This window comes from Streptomyces sp. SS8 (assembly GCF_054072955.1).
On the sequence record NZ_JBSVCZ010000007.1, the window covers coordinates 76,403 to 94,727 of the forward strand.

17 protein-coding genes and 1 pseudogene are annotated in these 18,325 nt (G+C 72.9%); 11 read left to right on the forward strand and 7 right to left on the reverse strand.

What is annotated here, in order from left to right; all coding sequences use genetic code 11:
- Window positions 1-112 precede the first annotated feature (112 nt).
- Together ACW69E_RS09260 and ACW69E_RS09265 are read left to right on the forward strand one after the other, a co-directional pair.
- Entirely contained in the window at window positions 113-1,330 is a 1,218-nt protein-coding gene (locus ACW69E_RS09260; protein WP_457497694.1) for a LolA family protein, read from the forward strand.
- Between the two features lie 100 nt (window positions 1,331-1,430).
- A pseudogene (locus ACW69E_RS09265) lies at window positions 1,431-1,553 on the forward strand (ABC transporter ATP-binding protein); the annotation flags it as partial.
- 78 nt (window positions 1,554-1,631) lie between these two features.
- On the opposite strand, the gene ACW69E_RS09270 reads toward ACW69E_RS09265, so the two are convergent.
- Window positions 1,632-2,117 (reverse strand): VOC family protein, encoded by a 486-nt coding sequence (locus tag ACW69E_RS09270; protein ID WP_457497695.1) that lies wholly within the window; start codon window positions 2,115-2,117, stop codon window positions 1,632-1,634.
- Between the two features lie 82 nt (window positions 2,118-2,199).
- On the opposite strand from ACW69E_RS09270, the gene ACW69E_RS09275 reads away from it, so the two are divergent.
- Window positions 2,200-2,796: a CGNR zinc finger domain-containing protein gene (locus ACW69E_RS09275; RefSeq protein ID WP_457497797.1), complete on the forward strand. Its 597-nt coding sequence runs from the start codon at window positions 2,200-2,202 to the stop codon at window positions 2,794-2,796.
- A 171-nt stretch (window positions 2,797-2,967) separates the two neighbouring features.
- On the opposite strand, the gene ACW69E_RS09280 is transcribed toward ACW69E_RS09275, so the two are convergent.
- From ACW69E_RS09280 to ACW69E_RS09305, 6 genes are all read right to left on the reverse strand, one after another.
- Window positions 2,968-4,308, reverse strand: coding sequence for a M28 family metallopeptidase (locus ACW69E_RS09280; protein ID WP_457497696.1), 1,341 nt, complete (start codon window positions 4,306-4,308; stop codon window positions 2,968-2,970).
- 221 nt (window positions 4,309-4,529) lie between these two features.
- Complete coding sequence (rarD, locus tag ACW69E_RS09285) at window positions 4,530-5,510, reverse strand: EamA family transporter RarD (protein ID WP_457497798.1); 981 nt, start codon at window positions 5,508-5,510, stop codon at window positions 4,530-4,532.
- A 295-nt stretch (window positions 5,511-5,805) separates the two neighbouring features.
- A complete protein-coding gene (locus ACW69E_RS09290) occupies window positions 5,806-6,897 on the reverse strand; it encodes a 2-oxoacid:ferredoxin oxidoreductase subunit beta (RefSeq protein WP_457497697.1) in 1,092 nt (363 codons plus the stop codon).
- A complete protein-coding gene (locus tag ACW69E_RS09295; protein WP_457497698.1) occupies window positions 6,890-8,800 on the reverse strand; it encodes a 2-oxoacid:acceptor oxidoreductase subunit alpha in 1,911 nt (636 codons plus the stop codon). The genes ACW69E_RS09290 and ACW69E_RS09295 overlap by 8 nt, the downstream gene beginning before the upstream one ends.
- 189 nt (window positions 8,801-8,989) lie before the next feature.
- The gene (locus ACW69E_RS09300) at window positions 8,990-9,649 is read right to left on the reverse strand and encodes a response regulator transcription factor (RefSeq protein WP_457497799.1); all 660 of its coding nucleotides are present in this window, start codon (window positions 9,647-9,649) and stop codon (window positions 8,990-8,992) included.
- Window positions 9,650-9,788: 139 nt separating this feature from the next.
- Window positions 9,789-11,174 carry a sensor domain-containing protein gene (locus ACW69E_RS09305; RefSeq protein ID WP_457497699.1) on the reverse strand — a complete coding sequence of 462 codons (1,386 nt, stop codon included), beginning with the start codon at window positions 11,172-11,174 and terminating at the stop codon, window positions 9,789-9,791.
- Between the two features lie 210 nt (window positions 11,175-11,384).
- Here ACW69E_RS09305 and ACW69E_RS09310 point away from each other — a divergent pair, with 210 nt between their 5' ends.
- The 8 genes from ACW69E_RS09310 to ACW69E_RS09345 are packed head-to-tail and all read left to right on the forward strand — an operon-like array spanning window position 11,385 to window position 18,301.
- The gene (locus tag ACW69E_RS09310; protein ID WP_457497700.1) at window positions 11,385-11,756 is read left to right on the forward strand and encodes an NADH-quinone oxidoreductase subunit A; all 372 of its coding nucleotides are present in this window, start codon (window positions 11,385-11,387) and stop codon (window positions 11,754-11,756) included.
- The gene (locus ACW69E_RS09315; protein WP_457497701.1) at window positions 11,747-12,433 is read left to right on the forward strand and encodes an NADH-quinone oxidoreductase subunit B; all 687 of its coding nucleotides are present in this window, start codon (window positions 11,747-11,749) and stop codon (window positions 12,431-12,433) included. The genes ACW69E_RS09310 and ACW69E_RS09315 overlap by 10 nt, the downstream gene beginning before the upstream one ends.
- Complete coding sequence (locus tag ACW69E_RS09320) at window positions 12,430-13,623, forward strand: NADH-quinone oxidoreductase subunit C (RefSeq protein ID WP_457497702.1); 1,194 nt, start codon at window positions 12,430-12,432, stop codon at window positions 13,621-13,623. Before ACW69E_RS09315 ends, ACW69E_RS09320 begins: the two co-directional genes overlap by 4 nt.
- Entirely contained in the window at window positions 13,620-14,582 is a 963-nt protein-coding gene (locus ACW69E_RS09325; protein WP_457497800.1) for a complex I subunit 1/NuoH family protein, read from the forward strand. Before ACW69E_RS09320 ends, ACW69E_RS09325 begins: the two co-directional genes overlap by 4 nt.
- The gene (locus tag ACW69E_RS09330; protein WP_457497703.1) at window positions 14,582-15,190 is read left to right on the forward strand and encodes a NuoI/complex I 23 kDa subunit family protein; all 609 of its coding nucleotides are present in this window, start codon (window positions 14,582-14,584) and stop codon (window positions 15,188-15,190) included. The genes ACW69E_RS09325 and ACW69E_RS09330 overlap by 1 nt, the downstream gene beginning before the upstream one ends.
- Window positions 15,187-15,801 carry an NADH-quinone oxidoreductase subunit J family protein gene (locus ACW69E_RS09335; protein WP_457497704.1) on the forward strand — a complete coding sequence of 205 codons (615 nt, stop codon included), beginning with the start codon at window positions 15,187-15,189 and terminating at the stop codon, window positions 15,799-15,801. The genes ACW69E_RS09330 and ACW69E_RS09335 overlap by 4 nt, the downstream gene beginning before the upstream one ends.
- Entirely contained in the window at window positions 15,801-16,244 is a 444-nt protein-coding gene (gene nuoK / locus ACW69E_RS09340; protein ID WP_457497705.1) for an NADH-quinone oxidoreductase subunit NuoK, read from the forward strand. Before ACW69E_RS09335 ends, nuoK begins: the two co-directional genes overlap by 1 nt.
- On the forward strand, window positions 16,241-18,301 hold the full coding sequence (locus ACW69E_RS09345) for an NADH-quinone oxidoreductase subunit 5 family protein (RefSeq protein ID WP_457497706.1): 2,061 nt from the start codon (window positions 16,241-16,243) through the stop codon (window positions 18,299-18,301). Before nuoK ends, ACW69E_RS09345 begins: the two co-directional genes overlap by 4 nt.
- The last annotated feature ends 24 nt before the right edge of the window (window positions 18,302-18,325 follow it).

Here is an 18,325-nt window from a genome sequence, read left to right on the forward strand (position 1 = left end):
TTGGTGGGATTGAAACCGTCACCCCGCACCGGAATGGGTGAGAATGGCGGTCAGGGGTTGACGAGTGCGACGCACGGACGAACCGCCGCCGATCACGGAGGTAAGGGCACACATGGCACGGACCCGACCGATGAAGAAGGCGTTGCGTTACGCGGTGCCGGCCACCGTGGCCGGAGTGACGGTGGCGGCCGTCGGCCTCGTGCCAGCACTGGCCAGTTCCGGCGGCAGCCCGGATCTGCCGGAGATCACCGCCGAGGAACTGGTCGCGAAGATCGTGGCCTCGGACACCCAGCAGCTGTCCGGGACGGTGAGGATCACCACCGATCTCGGTCTGCCGGCCCTGCCCGGCATGGGCTCGGGCGGCCCCGGCGGCGGTCGGGAGGAGGGCGCGGGGGACGCCGATCCGCGCGGCAGGCTCGCCGAGCTGGCCTCCGGCTCCCACACCCTGCGCGTCGCGGTGGACGGGCCGGACAGACAGCGCGTCTCGATCGTGGAGAAGGCCGCGGAGTACAGCCTCATCCGCAACGGCGGCGACGTGTGGGCGTACGACAGCGCCGCCAACGCCGTTCACCACACCGTCCTCCCGCGGGAGAACGGGCGGGACACGGGCCCGGGGGAGACCCCGGGAGGGCTGGAGAAGGTGACCCCGCAGAAGGCCGCGCAGGAGGTTCTCAAGGCCGTCGACGCCACCACCTCTGTCACCGTCGACGGTACGGCGAAGGTCGCGGGCCAGGACGCCCACCAGCTGCTGATCGAGCCGAAGCAGCCGGAGAGCACGGTCGGGTCGGTGCGGATCGCGGTGGACGCGGACAGCGGTGTGCCGCTGAAGTTCACACTCACCCCCAAGGGCGGCGGGAAGGCCGCCGTGGACGTGGGCTTCACCGAGGTGGACTTCGCCCGGCCGGACGCCGGCACCTTCGACTTCAAGCCGCCGAAGGGCGCGAAAGTCACCGAGGAGAGGCTCGACGGCGCGCGGAACGGCTCCGGCAAGGCGCCGCACAAGGACGGCCGGGGCGGCGACGGCAAGGAGCGGGGCGGTGCCGAAGGGCTGCCGTCCGGCCTGGAGGTCGTCGGCGAGGGCTGGGGCTCGGTCGCCCGGATCGAACTGCCCGGCGGTGGCCCGGCGCCCGGCACGGGCGCCGCGCAGGAGGCGGCACCCGAGGCACGCAAGCTGCTCGACGGCTTCACGGAGGAGGTCAAGGGCGACTTCGGCACCGGCCGTTTCTTCGGCACCCGCCTCGTCAACGCCCTGATCACCGAAGACGGCACCGTCTACGTCGGGGCCGTCACCCGCGAGGGCCTGGCCGAGGCGGCCGGCTCCGCCGGCTAGCGCGCCCGCCGCCCGGTCCCGCCGCCCGTCCGGGAGACGGTGCGGCGGGACTGGTTCGGCACCGCCGCACCGCACCGTCCCCCCGACCCCGGGAAGCGCCATGCAGCCATCGCCCGCTTCGGACACGGTCGTCGAGGCCCGCGGGCTCACCAAGCGGTACCGCGGTGGACAGCTCGTCGTGGACGGCCTCGACCTCGGGGTGCCGCGCGGCAGCGCCTTCGGTTCCGCCGCATGGGCCCGCTTCACCGGCCGGGACGTCAATGCCTGAGTGATGCCTCGGCCGGTGGCCTGGGCGGCGCCCTCATGACACGCAGAACTCGTTGCCCTCGGGATCTGCCATCACCGTCCACTCACCGCCCGGCTCCCTCACCTGCCGTATGGCCGACGCACCCAGGCCCTCCAGCCGGGCAACGGTCTCATCGCGCCGCCCAGGGCCCGAATGGACGTCGATGTGCAGGCGGTTCTTGACGGTCTTGGGCTCCGGGACGCGCTGGAAGAGCAGCCGCCGCCCCAGCCCGGTACCGCTGTCGGGGTCGGCGGGATCCCCCGGGTGGCGCGCCGCGGCCAGGTCGCGCCAGGCGCGGCGGCCGTGGTGCTCGACCAGGATGTCCTCGCCCACGACGCCGAGGCCGAGCAGTCGCTCGATCAGGGTGCTGTTGTCCTCGACCAGGTAACCCAGGGCCGCGGCCCAGAAATCGGCCTGCCGGTGTGGGTCCGCGCAGTCGATCACCAGCTTCCAGCCCAGCACCTCCTGAGTGCTGCCCGGCGCGTTCGTCTCTCCCGACATCCCCGTCATCTCCCCGTCTTCCGTTCGCCGTGCTTCCCTCTGGCCGGTAACCAGTTATATTGGTTACGTGACGGAGTCCGCAATGGGTCTGGTGCTGCACTCACCCGAAGGAGTGCCCTATCGCTTCGACCCGGGGGCCCTGTGCCTGGAGTTGCTGCCGACGGGCGGGTCCGGCGCTTACACGCGCTACGAGGTGCTGCACGAGCCGGCGAACCTCGTGGTCTGGGCCGCCCGCTCCCGGCTGCGCCCCGCGCCCTCGATCAAGGTGACGGAGGCCGAGCTGGCCGCCGCCAGGGAGCTGCGCGCCGCGCTGTGGCGGATGGCGGTGGACCGGGCGCACGGCCGTGCTCCGCGCCCGGGAGATGTGGCGGTGGTCAACGAGGCCGCGTCCCGTCCGCCGCTGCCGGTGCGGTTGCGGCAGGACGGCGGACGGGGCTGGGCGAGGGAATGGGGGCCTGGCGCGACCGGCACCCAACTGCTCTCGACCGTCGCGCGCGACGCCGTCGACCTGTTCGGCGGCCCGTACGCCCACCGGATACGGGAGTGCGCGTCGGACGACTGCCGCCTGGTCTTCGTGGACACCTCGCGCCCCGGCCGCCGCCGCTGGTGCTCGATGGAGCGCTGCGGCAACCGCCACAAGGTCCGGGCGCTGCGCGCCCGCCGCGAGGAGGGGGAGTGACCGGGGGCTCGGAGCGTCCGCCCCGCCGGATCGTACGGACGGGTCGCGCGGACGGCCGCGCCCGCCGGCGCGGTCGCGTCGGCGGGCGGTGGTCCTCGGCCCGGCAGGGGGCTCGGGGCCCGGACGGGCCGGGGGCGAGGACCGAGTGGCCGGACGGGCCGGCCGGACGGGTCAGAAGGTGAGCTTCCAGCTGTCGATGTAGCCGGAGTCGGAGCGGTATACGTCGCTCACGCGCAGCTTCCAGGTTCCGTTCGCCGCCTCGGAGGAGGCGTTGACGGTGTAGGTGGTGATCACGTTGTCGCCCGAGTCCCAGCCGGAGTTCTTCAGCCGGTAGCTGCTGCCGTCCGGGGCCACCAGATCGATGACGAGGTCGCCGCGGTAGGTGTGCTTGATGTCGACGCCGACCCTGAGGTCGCTCGGGGCGTTCCCGGAGAGGCCGGTGACGGGGAGCGGGGACTCCACCGTGCCCGGGTCGGGGATGGCGTGGTCGTCCGTGTTCTCGAAGACGTCGCCGCCCGGCGGGGTGGTGGTGCCCGAGCTCAGCGTCCACACCGCGTGGGCGGCGGCGTCGCTGTTGCGGTCCAGGGCGGTGTCGTTGATGTTGGCGGTGGTGTCGCAGGAGGAGTGGTAGCAGCGGTCGAAGGACTGCCCGGCGGTACCGCCCCACTTCTGCGCCTGTGCGCTGGTCTTGACGCGTCCGGCACCTGTGAACAGGCCGCCGACGGGGACGCCGGCGCTCTTGAACGGGGCGTGGTCGGAGCGTCCGTCACCCTCCGTCTCGATCTCGGTCGGGATGCCCCTGGCCGCGAACCAGTCCTTGAAGACCTTCTCGATGGCGGGGTCGTCGTCGTAGACGAAGTAACCGGCGTTCGGCGAGCCGATCATGTCGAAGTTGAGGTATCCGTGGATCTTCGACCGTTCGGTGGAGGAGAGGCTGTTGACGTAGTGCTTCGAGCCCACCAGGCCGAGTTCCTCGGCCCCCCACCAGGCGAACCGCAGGTGCTTGTCGGGCTTGTACCCCGCGCGGGCCACGGCGAGGGCGGTCTCCAGGACGGCGGCGGAGCCGGAGCCGTTGTCGTTGATGCCGGCGCCGCTGCTGACCGAGTCCAGGTGTGCCCCGGACATGAGGACGGCGCCGGTGTCGCCGCCGGGCCAGTCGGCGATGAGGTTGTAGCCGGTGGTCCCGTTGTAGGTGAACTGCTGGAGTGCCGTGGTGTAGCCGGCGGCGTCCAGCTTGCCCTTGACGTAGTCGATCGACGCCCGGTAGCCGGGGCGGCCGTGGGCGCGGTTGCCGCCGTTGGCGTTCGCGATCGTCTGGAACTGCGAGAGGTGTGCCTTGACGTTGGTGAGCGGGATGTCCGGTGCCGCTGCGGCCGTGGTGGTCTCGGCCGTGGCCGGGGCGGTCGTCGCGGTGAGCAGTCCGGCGGCGAGCGCACCGGCGAGTCCGGCTCCGAGAACGGCGCGGCGGATGGGGGATCTTCGGGGGAGCCGTCGTTCAGCGCGAATGGGCATCATGCCTCCTGTGAGGGGTTGACGTGGGCATGATGTTGATGGGGTACCGGTGCGCCGTCAAGGGCGGAATCCGGACATATGCGTCCGGATATCGGACGATGCCGCGCTGACGTGCCACCGGTTCGCGGCGTGCCGCGAGATGGCCGATTCCGGCCGTTCCCCCTTTGGAGTCCCTGCGGCGGTCCGGCCTCGGCCGGGCCCGGCCGAGGCCGGACCCGTGGTCAGCTCTTCGCGGGGTCCGACGGGGCGCCGGCCGCCGCCGGGCGGTCCGCCGGGCGAGCGGCCTTTCCGGACACCGTGCCCCCGGCCTCTCCGCCGTCCGTCCGCGGCGCCCGCGCGGCCGCCGCCGCGGCGGCCGCCCGCAGGCGTGCCCGCGAATGGCGTGCGGTGCGCAGGGCGTCCCAGGTGAGCAGGCACAGCGCGCCCCAGACGAGCAGGAAGCCGGCCCAGCGCTCGGCCGGCATCTCCTCGTCGAAGGCCAGCAGGCCCAGCAGGAACATCGAGGCGGGCGCCAGGTACTGCAGCAGACCGATCGTGGACAGCGGCAGCCGTACGGCCGCCCCGCCGAAGAAGATCAGCGGCAGTGCGGTGGCCAGCCCGGCGAGGGAGAGCAGCAGCGCGTGCCCGGTGCCCTCGGTGGTGAAGGTGGCCTCGCCCCGCGAGCCCAGGAAGACCAGGAAGACGACTGCGGGCAGGAACTGCACGGCCGTCTCGGCGCCGAAGCTCGCCACCCCGTCCAGCCGGACGCCCTTCTTGATCAGCCCGTAGAGTGCGAAGCTGACGGCCAGGGCGAGCGAGAGCCAGGGCAGTCGGCCGTAGGCGACGGTCATCACCCCCACCGCCAGAGCCCCGATGCCGACGGCCGCCCACTGGGCGGGCCGCAGCCGCTCGCGCAGCAGCAGGACGCCGAAGGCGATCGATATCAGCGGGTTGATGAAGTAGCCGAGCGACGCCTCGATGACCTTCCCGGACCCCACGGCCCAGATGAACAGGCCCCAGTTGACCGAGATCAGCCCGGCCGCCAGGGCTATCAGGGCGAGCTTGCGGGGCTCGCGCAGCAGTGGACGCACCCACGCCCAGCGGCGCAGTGCGGCCAGGATCACCAGGGCGGTGGGCAGCGACCACACCATCCGGTGGGCCAGGACCTCGGTGGCGCCGGCGGGCTCCAGCAGCGCCCAGTACAGCGGTAGCAGGCCCCACATCCCGTAGGCGGCGAAGCCGAACAACAGTCCCGTGCGCTGCTCGCCCTGCGACTCCAACGTTCCTCCTCGGGGATGGCCGGTCCGGCCGGACCGGCCTGGCCGGCCGACCTCAAGACGGTAGCGCCGTACGCCCCTGTTGTCATTCCCGTTCCGGCGTACGGTACTTACGCATCGTGCTCCGTCCCGCACGCTCGGCCCACTCCGGCCGGATCCAGGCCGGATCCCGCGTGGTCCGAACGGCCGAGGGGCCGGTCCCGCCAGGCGGGACCGGCCCCTCACACGGGCGAACGTGCCGTCAGCCCACGACCGTCCAGGTGTCGCTGCCGGCCAGGAGCGCGCCGAGGTCTCCCTTGCCGTTCTGCACGACGGCCTTCTCCAGCTGCTCGGCCATCAGGGTGTCGTAGACCGGGCGGCGCACATCGCGCAGGACGCCGATGGGGGTGTGGTGCAGGGTGTCGGCGTCGGCGAGCCGGGAGAGGGCGAAGGCGGTCGTCGGGGAGGCCGCGTGGGCGTCGTGGACCAGAACGCCGTCGGTGCCCTCCACCGTGACGTCGACCACCCTCAGGTCTCCGGTGGCCTGGTCGCGGACCACGCCCTTGGAGCCCAGGCCGTCCTGGGCCGGTGTGCCGAAGCGGACCGGCTGTCCGTGCTCCAGCCGGATCACGGCTTCCTGGGCCTGCTCCTTGTCCTTGAGCACCTCGAAGGCGCCGTCGTTGAAGATGTTGCAGTTCTGGTAGATCTCCACCAGGGCGGTGCCCGGGTGGTCGGCGGCCGCACGCAGCACGCTGGTGAGGTGCTTGCGGTCGGAGTCGACGGTGCGGGCCACGAAGGACGCCTCCGCGCCGATCGCCAGCGACACCGGGTTGAAGGGGGCGTCCAGCGAACCCATCGGAGTCGACTTGGTGATCTTGCCGACCTCGGAGGTGGGGGAGTACTGGCCCTTGGTGAGCCCGTAGATCCGGTTGTTGAACAGCAGGATCTTCAGGTTCACGTTCCGGCGCAGGGCGTGGATGAGGTGGTTGCCGCCGATGGACAGCGCGTCGCCGTCACCGGTGACCACCCACACCGACAGGTCCGGCCGGGAGGAGGCCAGCCCGGTGGCGATGGCCGGGGCGCGGCCGTGGATGGAGTGCATCCCGTAGGTGTTCATGTAGTACGGGAAGCGGGAGGAGCATCCGATGCCGGAGACGAAGACGATGTTCTCCTTCGCCAGCCCGAGCTCCGGCATGAAGCCTTGGACGGCGGCCAGGACGGCGTAGTCGCCGCAGCCGGGGCACCAGCGGACCTCCTGGTCGGACTTGAAGTCCTTCATGGTCTGCTTGCCGTCGGCCTTGGGGACCAGGGAGAGCGCCTCGAAGGTGGGCGCCTCCGTCGTGGTCTCAGCCATCGATGGCCTCCTTCAGAACGGTGGCGAGTTGCTCGGCCTTGAACGGCATCCCGTTGACCTGCGTGAACGACTGGGCGTCGACCAGATACTTCGCGCGCAGCAGGGTGGCCAGCTGTCCGAGGTTCATCTCGGGGACGACCACCTTGTCGTAACGCTTCAGCACCTCGCCGAGATTGCCGGGGAAGGGGTTGATGTGGCGCAGATGGGTCTGGGCGACCTTCTCACCGGCGGCGCGCAGGCGGCGCACCGCGGCGGTGATCGGCCCGTAGGTCGAGCCCCAGCCCAGCACCAGCAGCCTCGCGTCACCGGTGGGGTCGTCGACGAGGGCGTCCGGCACCTCGATGCCGTCGACCTTGGCCTGGCGGGTGCGGACCATGAAGTCGTGGTTGGCCGGGTCGTAGGAGATGTTGCCCGTGCCGTCCTGCTTCTCGATGCCGCCGATGCGGTGCTCCAGGCCCGGCGTGCCCGGCACGGCCCAGGGGCGGGCCAGGGTCTGCGGGTCGCGCTTGTACGGCCAGAAGACCTCGGTGCCGGCATCGGTGGTGTGGTTCGGCCCGGACGCGAACTGGACCCGCAGGTCGGGCAGTTCGCCGGGCTCCGGGACCCGCCACGGCTCGGAGCCGTTGGCCAGGTAGCCGTCGCTCAGCAGGAACACCGGGGTGCGGTACGTCAGCGCGATCCGGGCCGCGTCCAGCACCGCGGTGAAGCAGTCGCCGGGGGTGGCCGGGGCCACGATCGGCACCGGCGCCTCGCCGTTGCGGCCGTACATCGCCTGGAGCAGGTCGGCCTGCTCGGTCTTGGTCGGCAGGCCCGTCGAGGGGCCGCCGCGCTGGATGTCCACGATCAGCAGCGGCAGCTCCAGGGAGACCGCCAGCCCGATGGTCTCCGACTTCAGCGCCACCCCGGGGCCGGAGGTGGTGGTCACCGCCAGCGCCCCGCCGAAGGCGGCGCCCAGCGCGGCGCCGATGCCCGCGATCTCGTCCTCGGCCTGGAAGGTGCGCACGCCGAAGTTCTTGTGGCGGCTCAGCTCGTGGAGGATGTCCGAGGCCGGGGTGATGGGGTACGAGCCCAGATACAGCGGAAGGTCCGCCTGCTGAGACGCGGCGATCAGTCCGTAGGACAGTGCCAGGTTGCCGGAGATGTTGCGGTAGGTGCCCGGCGGGAACGCCTTCGTGGCCGGGGCGACCTCGTAGGAGACGGCGAAGTCCTCGGTGGTCTCGCCGAAGTTCCACCCCGCCCGGAAGGCGGCCACGTTCGCCTCGGCCACCTGCGGCTTCTTGGCGAACTTCCTGCGCAGGAAGGATTCGGTGCCCTCGGTGGGCCGGTGGTACATCCAGCTCAGCAGGCCCAGCGCGAACATGTTCTTCGCCCGCTCGGCGTCCCGGCGGGCCAGACCGGAGTCCTTCAGCGCCTCGATCGTCAGCGTCGTCAGCGGCACCGGGTGCACCCGGTACGCGTCCAGCGAGCCGTCCTCCAGCGGGCTGGCGGCGTAGCCCACCTTGGCCATCGCCCGCTTGGTGAACTCGTCGGTGTTGACGATGATCTCCGCGCCCCGCGGCAGGTCGCCGATGTTCGCCTTCAGCGCGGCCGGGTTCATCGCCACCAGGACGTTGGGCGCGTCACCGGGGGTGAGGATGTCGTGGTCGGCGAAGTGGAGCTGGAAGGACGACACCCCCGGCAGTGTCCCGGCGGGCGCCCGGATCTCGGCGGGGAAGTTGGGCAACGTGGAGAGATCGTTGCCGAAGGTCGCCGTCTCCGAGGTGAACCGGTCGCCCGTCAGCTGCATACCGTCGCCGGAGTCGCCGGCGAAACGGATGATGACCCGCTCCAGCCGCCGAACCTCCTTGGCCGGTGAGCCGGGCGAGCGCTGCTGATCGACTGGGCTACTGACCTGGCTGGTCACTGGACTGGACCTCCCTTGAGGCGGCGGCTCGTCAGCCATCGTACGTGGGTAAGGGTGACCTTCCTGTGGCCGGTCACATGGTGGACGTTCCGGTGAGACGACACTCGGGGACGTGTGAATATTCCGGCGGCGCTCTGGAGCCCTTCTGGAGCCCGGGCCGGGGCGGCCGCCGGACCACGGTCCGCCGGGCTATGACCTGAGGTACGTCAGCACGGCAAGCACCCGGCGGTGGTCCTCGCCGCCCGGCGGCAGGCCCAGCTTCAGGAAGATGTTGCCGACGTGCTTCTCCACCGCCCCGTCGCTGACCACCAGCTGCCGGGCGATCGCGGAGTTCGTGCGGCCCTCGGCCATCAGGCCCAGCACCTCGCGCTCACGCGGCGTGAGCCCCGCCAGCACGTCCTGCCTGCGGCTGCGGCCGAGCAGCTGCGCGACCACCTCGGGGTCGAGCGCCGTACCGCCGCGGGCCACCCGGACCACCGCGTCCGCGAACTCGCGGACATCGGCGACCCGGTCCTTGAGCAGATAGCCCACGCCCCGGCCGGAGCCCGCCAGCAGCTCGGTGGCGTACTGCTCCTCCACGTACTGCGACAGCACCAGCACCGCCAGACCCGGATGGCGGGCGCGCAGCCGGACGGCCGCCCGCAGCCCCTCGTCGGTGTGCGACGGCGGCATCCGCACGTCCGCCACCACCACGTCCGGGGGTTCGCCCGCGTCGGCCAGCTCGCCGACGACCTTCACCAGCGCCTCGCCGTCGCCGACACCCGCGACGACCTCGTGACCGCGGTCGCCGAGCAGACGCGTCAGGCCCTCCCTCAGCAGCACCGAGTCCTCGGCGATGACCACCCGCACCCTGTCCCTCACGTCCCCCACGGCTCCCCCCTCGCTCCCCGTCTTCCGGATGCCGCGCGCGGTGCCGCGCGCGGGAATGCTGTGCACAGCATCCCAGGACAGGGGTCAGGCGGAGCGGAGAGCTGTGGAAAACCGGGCGTCAGCCGTCGTCGGGATCGCGCCAGGGCAGCTCGGCGGTGACGGTGGTGGGCCCGCCGTCGGGGGAGTCCACGAGAAGGAGTCCGTCGACGGAGCCCAGGCGTTCGGCGAGACCGGCCAGACCGGTGCCGCGGTCGGCGCGGGCACCGCCGCGACCGTCGTCGGCGACCCGGATGAGCAGACGGCCGCCGGAGCGCCGCAGATCCACCGAGGCCCGGGCGGCGCCGCTGTGCTTGCCGACGTTCTGGAGGAGCTCGGAGACGGTGAAGTAGGCGATGCCCTCGATGGCGGGCGCGGGGCGGGTGGGAAGGTCCGCGGAGACGGTCACGGGGACGGGGCAGCGGGCGGCGACGTTGGACAGCGCGGGGCCTAGGCCGCGGTCGGTGAGGATGGCCGGGTGGATGCCGCGGGCGAGATCGCGGAGCTCGGCGAGGGCGAGCTTCGCCTCGCCGTGGGCCTCGTCGACCATCCTGGCGGCGGCCTGCGGGTCCTCCAGCAGCTTCTCCCTGGCCAGGCCCAGTCCCATGGCCAGGGCGACCAGGCGGGCCTGCGCCCCGTCGTGGAGGTCGCGCTCGATGCGGCGCAGGTCGGCGGAGGCGGTGTCGGCCACCGCCCGCCGGCCCGACTCCAGCTCCGCGATGCGCCGCTCCAGCGCGTCCGAGGGCGACAGCAGTGCGCGCACCATCATCCGGTCCACATGGGTCAGCCCGCGAGCCAGCCATGGCAGGACGGGCCAGGCGACGAGGAGCGAGACGAGGCAGACGGTGAAGGTGACGACGCCCCAGGGCAGGCGGACGAAGGAGTAGAGCGCGTGCCGCCAGCCGACCGGGTCCTTCAGGCAGGCCCACAGCCAGGGGAAGAAACCGCCGTGCGCCCGGTGCCGGATCGGCGTCGGCTCCTCGACGCGTACTCCGAGCAGCAGCCGCGCGCGGGCCCGCTCCGCCCTGCCGAACCGGCGGCCGCCCATCAGGCCCAGCGCCAGCACCGGCAGTCCCACGACGGTGACCGACAGCAGCAGGCCGCAGTAGACCCACACGGAGACGTAGAGGAAGCCCACGATGTCCATCGGCAGGTTGAGCAGGAGATGCGCGATCTCCTTCCAGGTCTGCGCGCCGAGTGGGGCCCGCGGCGGGGGCAGCCGGTCGTCCTCGCCGGTTCCGGGTGCCTCCTCGGCCCGCGCGGCCTGCGCGGCCTGCGCGGTCCCGGCGGCCTGCGGGGTGTGCGAGGCGTCCGGCGTGCCCGGGGTGTCCGGCGTGCGCGAGGTGTCCGGCGCCTCGGACGGTTCCGGTGTTTCCGCAGGCCGTGGCGCCTGTACGGCGGGAGGGACGTACGGGGCGCGCGGGCCGTCGGGCGCGGCGCGGCCGGAGGTCGGGGGGCTCGCGGTCATGGGCACAAGACTGCCGGGCGCGGGGGGCGCGCCGCCATGGGGTTCGTGGGCGGGGCGTGGTGGGGTTAACCCCACCTCCGGGCGGGGAACGGCGGAGGCCGGGGCGAGGGTGTGGTGGAGGCCCGCTTCCGCGCGCGGGCCCAGGGCCTAGACTCCCCTTCTGAACGGAGCGTCGTAACCGATGCGAACACCACGGAGCGAGGGACGGACGTGCCGGACTACTTCCACGGCTACGCGGTCGTCGGGCTGGTCGCGGTCGTCGGGGTGCTCTTCGTGACGGTGGCCTTCGGCGCCGGGCGGCTGCTGCGGCCCGTTGTGCCGACGCCGGAGAAGCTGCTGACCTACGAGTGCGGAGTGGACCCCGTCGGCGAGGGCTGGGCGCACACCCGGATCCGCTATTACGTGTACGCCTTCCTCTACGTCGTCTTCGCCGTCGACTCGATCTTCCTCTTCCCCTGGGCGACGGTCTTCGCCGAGCCCGGTTTCGGCGGAGTGACACTGGTGGAGATGTTCGTCTTCCTCGGTTTCCTGGCCGTGGGACTGCTCTACGCCTGGAAGAAGGGCGTTCTGGCATGGACGTGACCCCCGAGCCCTCCGGCGCCCGCGGGACCTCCCTCCCGGCCTCCCCGCCGGAACCTCTGCCGGCGCCCCGCCGGCTGGGCGGGCTGGCCCGGCTCGCCCCCGAGCCGATGAAGGTGGTCCTCAACTGGGGCCGCCGCTACAGCCTGTGGGTCTTCAACTTCGGACTGGCCTGCTGCGCGATCGAGTTCATCGCCGCTTCGATGTCCCGCCACGACTTCATCCGCCTCGGTGTCATCCCCTTCGCCCCGGGGCCGCGCCAGGCCGACCTGATGGTCGTCTCGGGCACCGTCACCGACAAGATGGCACCGGCGATCAGGCGGCTGTACGAGCAGATGCCCGAGCCGAAGTACGTGATCTCCTTCGGCGCCTGCTCCAACTGCGGCGGCCCGTACTGGGACTCGTACTCCGTCACCAAGGGCGTGGACCAGATCATCCCGGTCGACGTCTACGTGCCCGGCTGCCCGCCCCGGCCCGAGGCGCTGCTCCAGGGCATCCTCAAGCTCCAGGAGAAGATCGCCGGCGAGTCGACGGCCGAGCGGTACGGGAACGCTCCCGCCGCCTCCGGCTCCGAGGCCGCGCAGCCGCCCCCGCCGGGCCCGTCGGGAGCGGCCCTGACCAGCGGCCTGGTCGCCCCGCCCCCGCCCCCGGGCCCGGCGGCGGGGGAGGAGCGCGCATGACCGGGGCGAACCCGCACCCGAACCCACCGGACCCGCGGCCGTCCGCCCCCGGGTGGCTGCCCCGGCCCGCCGGGGAGGTCTTCGGCGAGGGCGCGAGCGCGGCCGAGGCTTACGGGCTGCTGACCGTCGACGTGCCGGCCGCCCGCTGGACCGAGGCGCTGACCACCGCGCGCGACGAGCTGGGCTGCACGTTCTTCGACTGGTTGAGCGCCGTGGACGAGCCGGGCGAGGGTTTCTCGGTCTGCGCGCACCTGGCCGTGCTGGGCACACCGGTCCGGCGGCTGCTGCTGCGGACCACCGTGCCGCACGAGGCGCCCGAACTGCCCACCGCCACCGGTGTGTACGCCGGGGCCGCCTGGCACGAGCGGGAGACGTACGAGATGTTCGGCGTCTCCTTCACCGGCCACCCGAACCCGGCCCCACTGCTGCTGCCCGACGGTTTCGAGGGACATCCGCTGCGCAAGGACTTCGTGCTGGCGGCCCGTGTCGCCAAGGCGTGGCCCGGCGCCAAGGAGCCCGGCGAGTCCGCGGAGGGCGGCCCGAGGCGACGGCAGACGCTGCCGCCCGGCGTGCCCGACCCGAACGAGTGGGGGCCGCTCAAGGGGCAGCTCCCCGCGCCGGCCGCCCGCCCGGCACGCGGCCGTGCGGCGGGCGCCGCGGGGGAGCGCCCGCCGCGGCGCACACGCAGCGCGAGCGCCGGCTCCGCGAGCCAGCGCGCCGCCGGGGCCGCCTCCCCGGAGGCCGCCGCGCCGCGCCGCTCCCGCAGTGCGAGCGAAGGCTCGGCCAGTCAGCGGGCGGAGGGCGCCCCACCGGCCCGTACGCCGCGCCGCTCCCGCAGCGCGTCGGAGGGATCTGCCAGTCAGCGGGCAGCCGCGGAGCCGGGGCGGCGCAGCACGGACGCGCCCTGGCTCAAGCAGGCGGAGCCGTCCGGCGAGACGTCGGACGAGGCCGCCCGCCGCGTCCACGGGACGGACGAGCGGACACAGGTCCCGCTCGGCGAGGGCGGCGGCGCCTCGGCGGCGAACGCCCCTGAGGGCGACGCCCCGGAACCGGAGCGCGAGGCCCCCCGGAAGCCCGGCGCCGACGGCGACGGCCCCGGCGACAGCGGCAGTGGTGCCGGTGACAGCGGCACCAACGACAACGACAACGGCAGCGACAGCGGCGGCGGAACGACGGAAGGCGGCGCCTGATGGACGTGCTCGACGTCGCATGGCGGCTGCTGGCCGTCCTGCTCGCCTTCCTCGTCCTGCCCCTGCTGGTGGGCCAGGCCGAGCACAAGGTGATGGCCCACATGCAGGGCCGGGTCGGTCCGATGTACGCGGGAGGCTTCCACGGCTGGGCCCAACTCGTCGCCGACGGCGTGAAGTTCGCGCAGAAGGAGGACGTCGTACCGGCCGACGCCGACCGCCGGGTCTTCCAGCTCGCGCCGGCCGTCGCCCTGATCCCCTACCTCCTCGTGCTGATCGCCATCCCGGTCGGCCCGAACGGCATGGTCGGCCAGGCGATCGACGCGGGGATCTTCTTCGTGCTCGCCGTGATGGGCGTCGGCGTGCTCGGCTCGCTGATGGGCGGCTGGGCCTCGGCCAACAAGTTCTCCCTCCTGGGAGGCCTGCGCACCGCCGCCCAGCTCATGGCGTACGAGCTGCCGCTGCTGCTCGCGGCCGCCTCCGTCGCCATGGCCGCCGGGACGCTCTCGCTGCCCGGCATCCTGGAGGCGTTCGAGTGGTGGTGGGTGCCGTGGCAGATCATCGGCGCCCTGGTCTTCTTCACCGCCGGGCTGGCCGAGCTCCAGCGCCCGCCCTTCGACGCCCCCATCGCCGACTCCGAGATCATCTTCGGCTCGTACACCGAGTACACGGGCCTGCGCTTCGCGCTCTTCCTGCTCGCCGAGTACGCGGGCATCGTCATCCTGTGCGCACTGACCACGGTGCTGTTCCTGGGCGGCTGGCACGGCCCGTTCGCCGAGGACCTCGGCTGGCTGTGGACCCTGCTGAAGACATCCGTCCTCGCCTTCGTCGTCATCTGGCTGCGGGTGAGCTACCCCCGGCTGCGCGAGGACCAGCTCCAGAGGCTCGCCTGGACCGTGCTCGTCCCCCTCGCCCTCTTCCAGATCGCGCTCACCGGCGTCGTCAAGGTGGTGATCCAGTAATGGCCGTTCCCGGCAGCGGCCTGGCCAAGGGCCTGGCCGTCACCCTCCGCACCATGACCCGGCGCTCGGTCACCGCGCACTATCCGGACGTCCAGCCCGAGCTGCCCGCCCGCAGCCGCGGGGTGATCGGGCTGTTCGAGGAGAACTGCACGGTGTGCATGCTGTGCGCCCGCGAGTGCCCCGACTGGTGCATCTACATCGACTCCCACAAGGAGACGGTGCCGCCCGCCGCTCCGGGAGGGCGCGAGCGCAGCCGCAACGTCCTGGACCGCTTCGCCATCGACTTCTCCCTGTGCATGTACTGCGGTATCTGCATCGAGGTCTGTCCCTTCGACGCGCTGTTCTGGTCCCCGGAGTTCGAGTACGCCGAGACCGACATCCGCGATCTCGTCCACGAACGGGACCGGCTGCGCGAGTGGATGTGGACCGTGCCCGCCCCTCCGCCGCTCGACCCCGCCGCGGAGGAGCCCAAGGAGATCGCCGCCGCCCGCAAGGCCGCCGAGAAGCAGCTCGCCGCCGAGGCCCACGGCCGCGAGGCCGGGCAGCGGGAGACGGAGCGGCCGGAGACGGAGCGGCCGGAGACGGGCCGACGGGACGGTGACGCGTGAGCGCCACCGTGAGCCTCGCCTCCACCGCCGCCGCCTCCACTGCCTCCGGCTCCCCCGGCTTCCTGTCGCCCACCGGTGTCGAGATCCTCTTCCTGCTCGTCGGCCTGCTCACCCTCGGCGCCGCGATCACCGCCGTCACCACCCGGCAGCTGGTGCACGCCGCCCTGTGGCTGGTGGTGGCGCTGGGCGGGATCGCCGTCGAGTACCTGCTGCTGTCCGCCGAGTTCATCGCCTGGGTGCAGGTCCTGATCTACGTCGGGGCCGTCGTCGTCCTCCTGCTGTTCGGGCTGATGCTCACCCGGGCGCCCATCGGCCGCTCGCCGGACGCCGACTCAGGCAACCGCCCCGTCGCCCTCGCGGTCGCCGTCACGGCCGCCGCCGTCCTGGTCACCGTCGTGGTGGACGCCTTCCGCACCACCTGGATCGACCTGGAGAGCGGCGCGCCGCAGGGCACCACCGACGTCACCGGCAGGATCCTCTTCCAGCACTGGGTGCTCCCCTTCGAGGCCCTCTCCGTCCTGCTGCTCGCGGCCCTCGTCGGAGCGATCGTCCTCTCCCGCCGGGCGGACGGGCGGAACGGAACCGGGGCCGAGGACGGGGGAGAACGCTGATGCATCTGGCCTACCCCGCCGTCCTGGCCGTCCTCCTCTTCTGCACCGGTCTGTACGGAGTACTCGCCCGGCGCAACGCGATCCTCGTCCTGATGTCGGTCGAGCTGATGCTCAACGCCGTCAACCTCAACCTCGTCGCCTTCGACGTCTGGCTCCGCGACACCCTCCACGCGGGCCAGGCCCTCACCCTCTTCACCATCACCATCGCCGCCGCCGAGATCGGCATCGGCCTCGCCATCGTGCTGCTCGTCCACCGCAACCGGGGCACCTCCCACATCGACCGGCTCCGCGAGCTCGCCGAAACAGATGGACCCGCCGAAACAGACGGACCCGCCGAAACCGGTGGAACCGACAGACCCGCCGAAACCGGCGGGCCGAGTGTGGCAGGCGCCACCGACAACCCCGCCGACACGCGCCTGACCAGGGGAGAGGCCACCGCGTGAGCACCACGACCCTCGCCGTCCTCGTCCCGCTGCTGCCCTTCCTCGGGGCCCTCGCCGGGCTCCTCCTGGGCCGTCGCGCCCCCGCCTACGTCCGCCCCCTGGCCGTCCTGCCCACCCTCACCTCCGCCGCCCTCGCCGCGATCGTCGCCGTACGCCAGGGCGGGGAGGGAGCCCTGACCGGCGCGACCCGGCTGGCCCCCACCGGCAACGACGCCCTCCCAGTCGAACTCGCCCTCCACCTCGACGGCTTCGCCGTCCTCGTGGCCGTCCTGGTCGCCGCCGTCGCGTCCTGTGTGCAGATCTACTCCACCGGCTACCTGCGCGACGACCCGCGCTACCCCTCCTACGCCGCGCTGGTCTCCCTCTTCACGGCCGCGATGCTGCTGGTCGTCTACAGCGACGACCTGATCGTGCTGCTGGTCGGCTGGGAGGTCATGGGCATCTGCTCGTACTTCCTGGTCGGCCACTACTGGGAGACGGCCGCCGCGCGCTCCGCCTCCCTCAAGGCGTTCCTCGTCACCAAGCTCGGCGACGTGCCGTTCGTCATCGGCATCCTGGCGCTGGCCTCCGAGGCCGGCACCTTCCGGATCAGCACGATCGTGACCCGGCTGACCTCCCCTCTGTCCGGCTTCGAGCTGGAGCACCCCACCGTCATCGCGCTGCTGCTGCTCGCGGGAGTCGCCGGCAAGTCCGCCCAGTTCCCGCTGCACACCTGGCTGCCTGACGCGATGGCGGGCCCGACACCGGTCTCCGCGCTGATCCACGCCGCCACCATGGTCGCGGCCGGGGTCTACTTCGTCGCGCGGCTGCTGCCCGTCTTCACCTCCTCCGCCGCCGCGCTCGCCGTCCTGGCCGCGATGGCGGCGGTCACCATGGTCGGCTCGGCGCTCGCCGCCCTCGCCCAGGACGACATCAAGCGGGTCCTGGCCTACTCCACCGTCGGCCAGCTCGGCTACATGACCGGCGCCCTGGCCGTCGCCGACCGCGGCGCGGCCGTCTTCCACCTCATCTCCCACGGCGTGTTCAAGGCGCTGCTCTTTCTCGCCGCGGGCGTGCTCATCCACGCGGCCGGCACCAACTCCCTGGCGGCGATGTCCCGCACCGGCGGTCTGGCCGGGCGGGCGCCGGACGCCTACTGGACGATGACCGTCGGCCTGCTGGCGCTGGCCGCCGTGCCACCCTTCGCCGGCTTCTTCTCCAAGGAGGCCGTCCTGGCCGCGGCCGAGCACGCCGCCCTCGACCCCGCCGAAGGGGCGGCCCACGCCGTCCCGTCCGCCGTGGGCTGGACGGTCCTGCTCGCCGGGCTGCTGGCCGCCGCGCTCACCGCCGCGTACGCCGCCCGGCTGTGGCTGCTGGCCTTCCACGGCCGCGGCCTCGCCGACCCCGGCGGGAAAACCGCGCCCCGCGGGGAAACCGAACCCGGCCGCACCAGGCAGCCGGTCGTCATGAACGCGGTGCTGTGGGCGCTGGCCGGGCCGACCATCGCCGTCGGGCTGCTCTACGGCGCCCTGCCCGACTGGTTCGACGGCCGCTCGCTGGCCCCCACCCTCACCACCTCCGTCCTGGGCACCGGCCTGGCCGCCGCCGGCCTCGTGGTGATGTACGCGGCCTGGCGGCACAGCACCGCCACCGCCGCCGCCCGCGCCCCGCTCGGCGCCGTCGCCGCCCACCCGGAGGCCGAGCCGGCGGTCTCCGAGGCCGAGGCCATCGCCACCCACCGGGCGGCCTACGGCGACATCGCCGCCGCCGACGACCCGGCCGACCCGGGCCGACTCCTGCTCGGCCCGCTGCACCGCCACGCCGCCCGGGGCTTCCACCTCGACGCCCTCTACGCGGCCGTCGCCGTACGTCCGGTCCTGGCCGCCGCGCGGCTGGTGCGCTTTCTGGACCGCGAGGTCGTCGACACCTACGTGCGCGGTGCCGGAGGCACCGTACGGCTGCTGGGCGCGGCCGTGCGCCGCGTCCAGACCGGCAACGTGCAGACCTATCTCGGCCTCCTGCTCGCCGGCTCCCTCGTCCTGGCCGTGGCCGCCGCCCTCGTCGCAGCCGGAGCGTGACCAGTGATCCCCCTCAACGACACC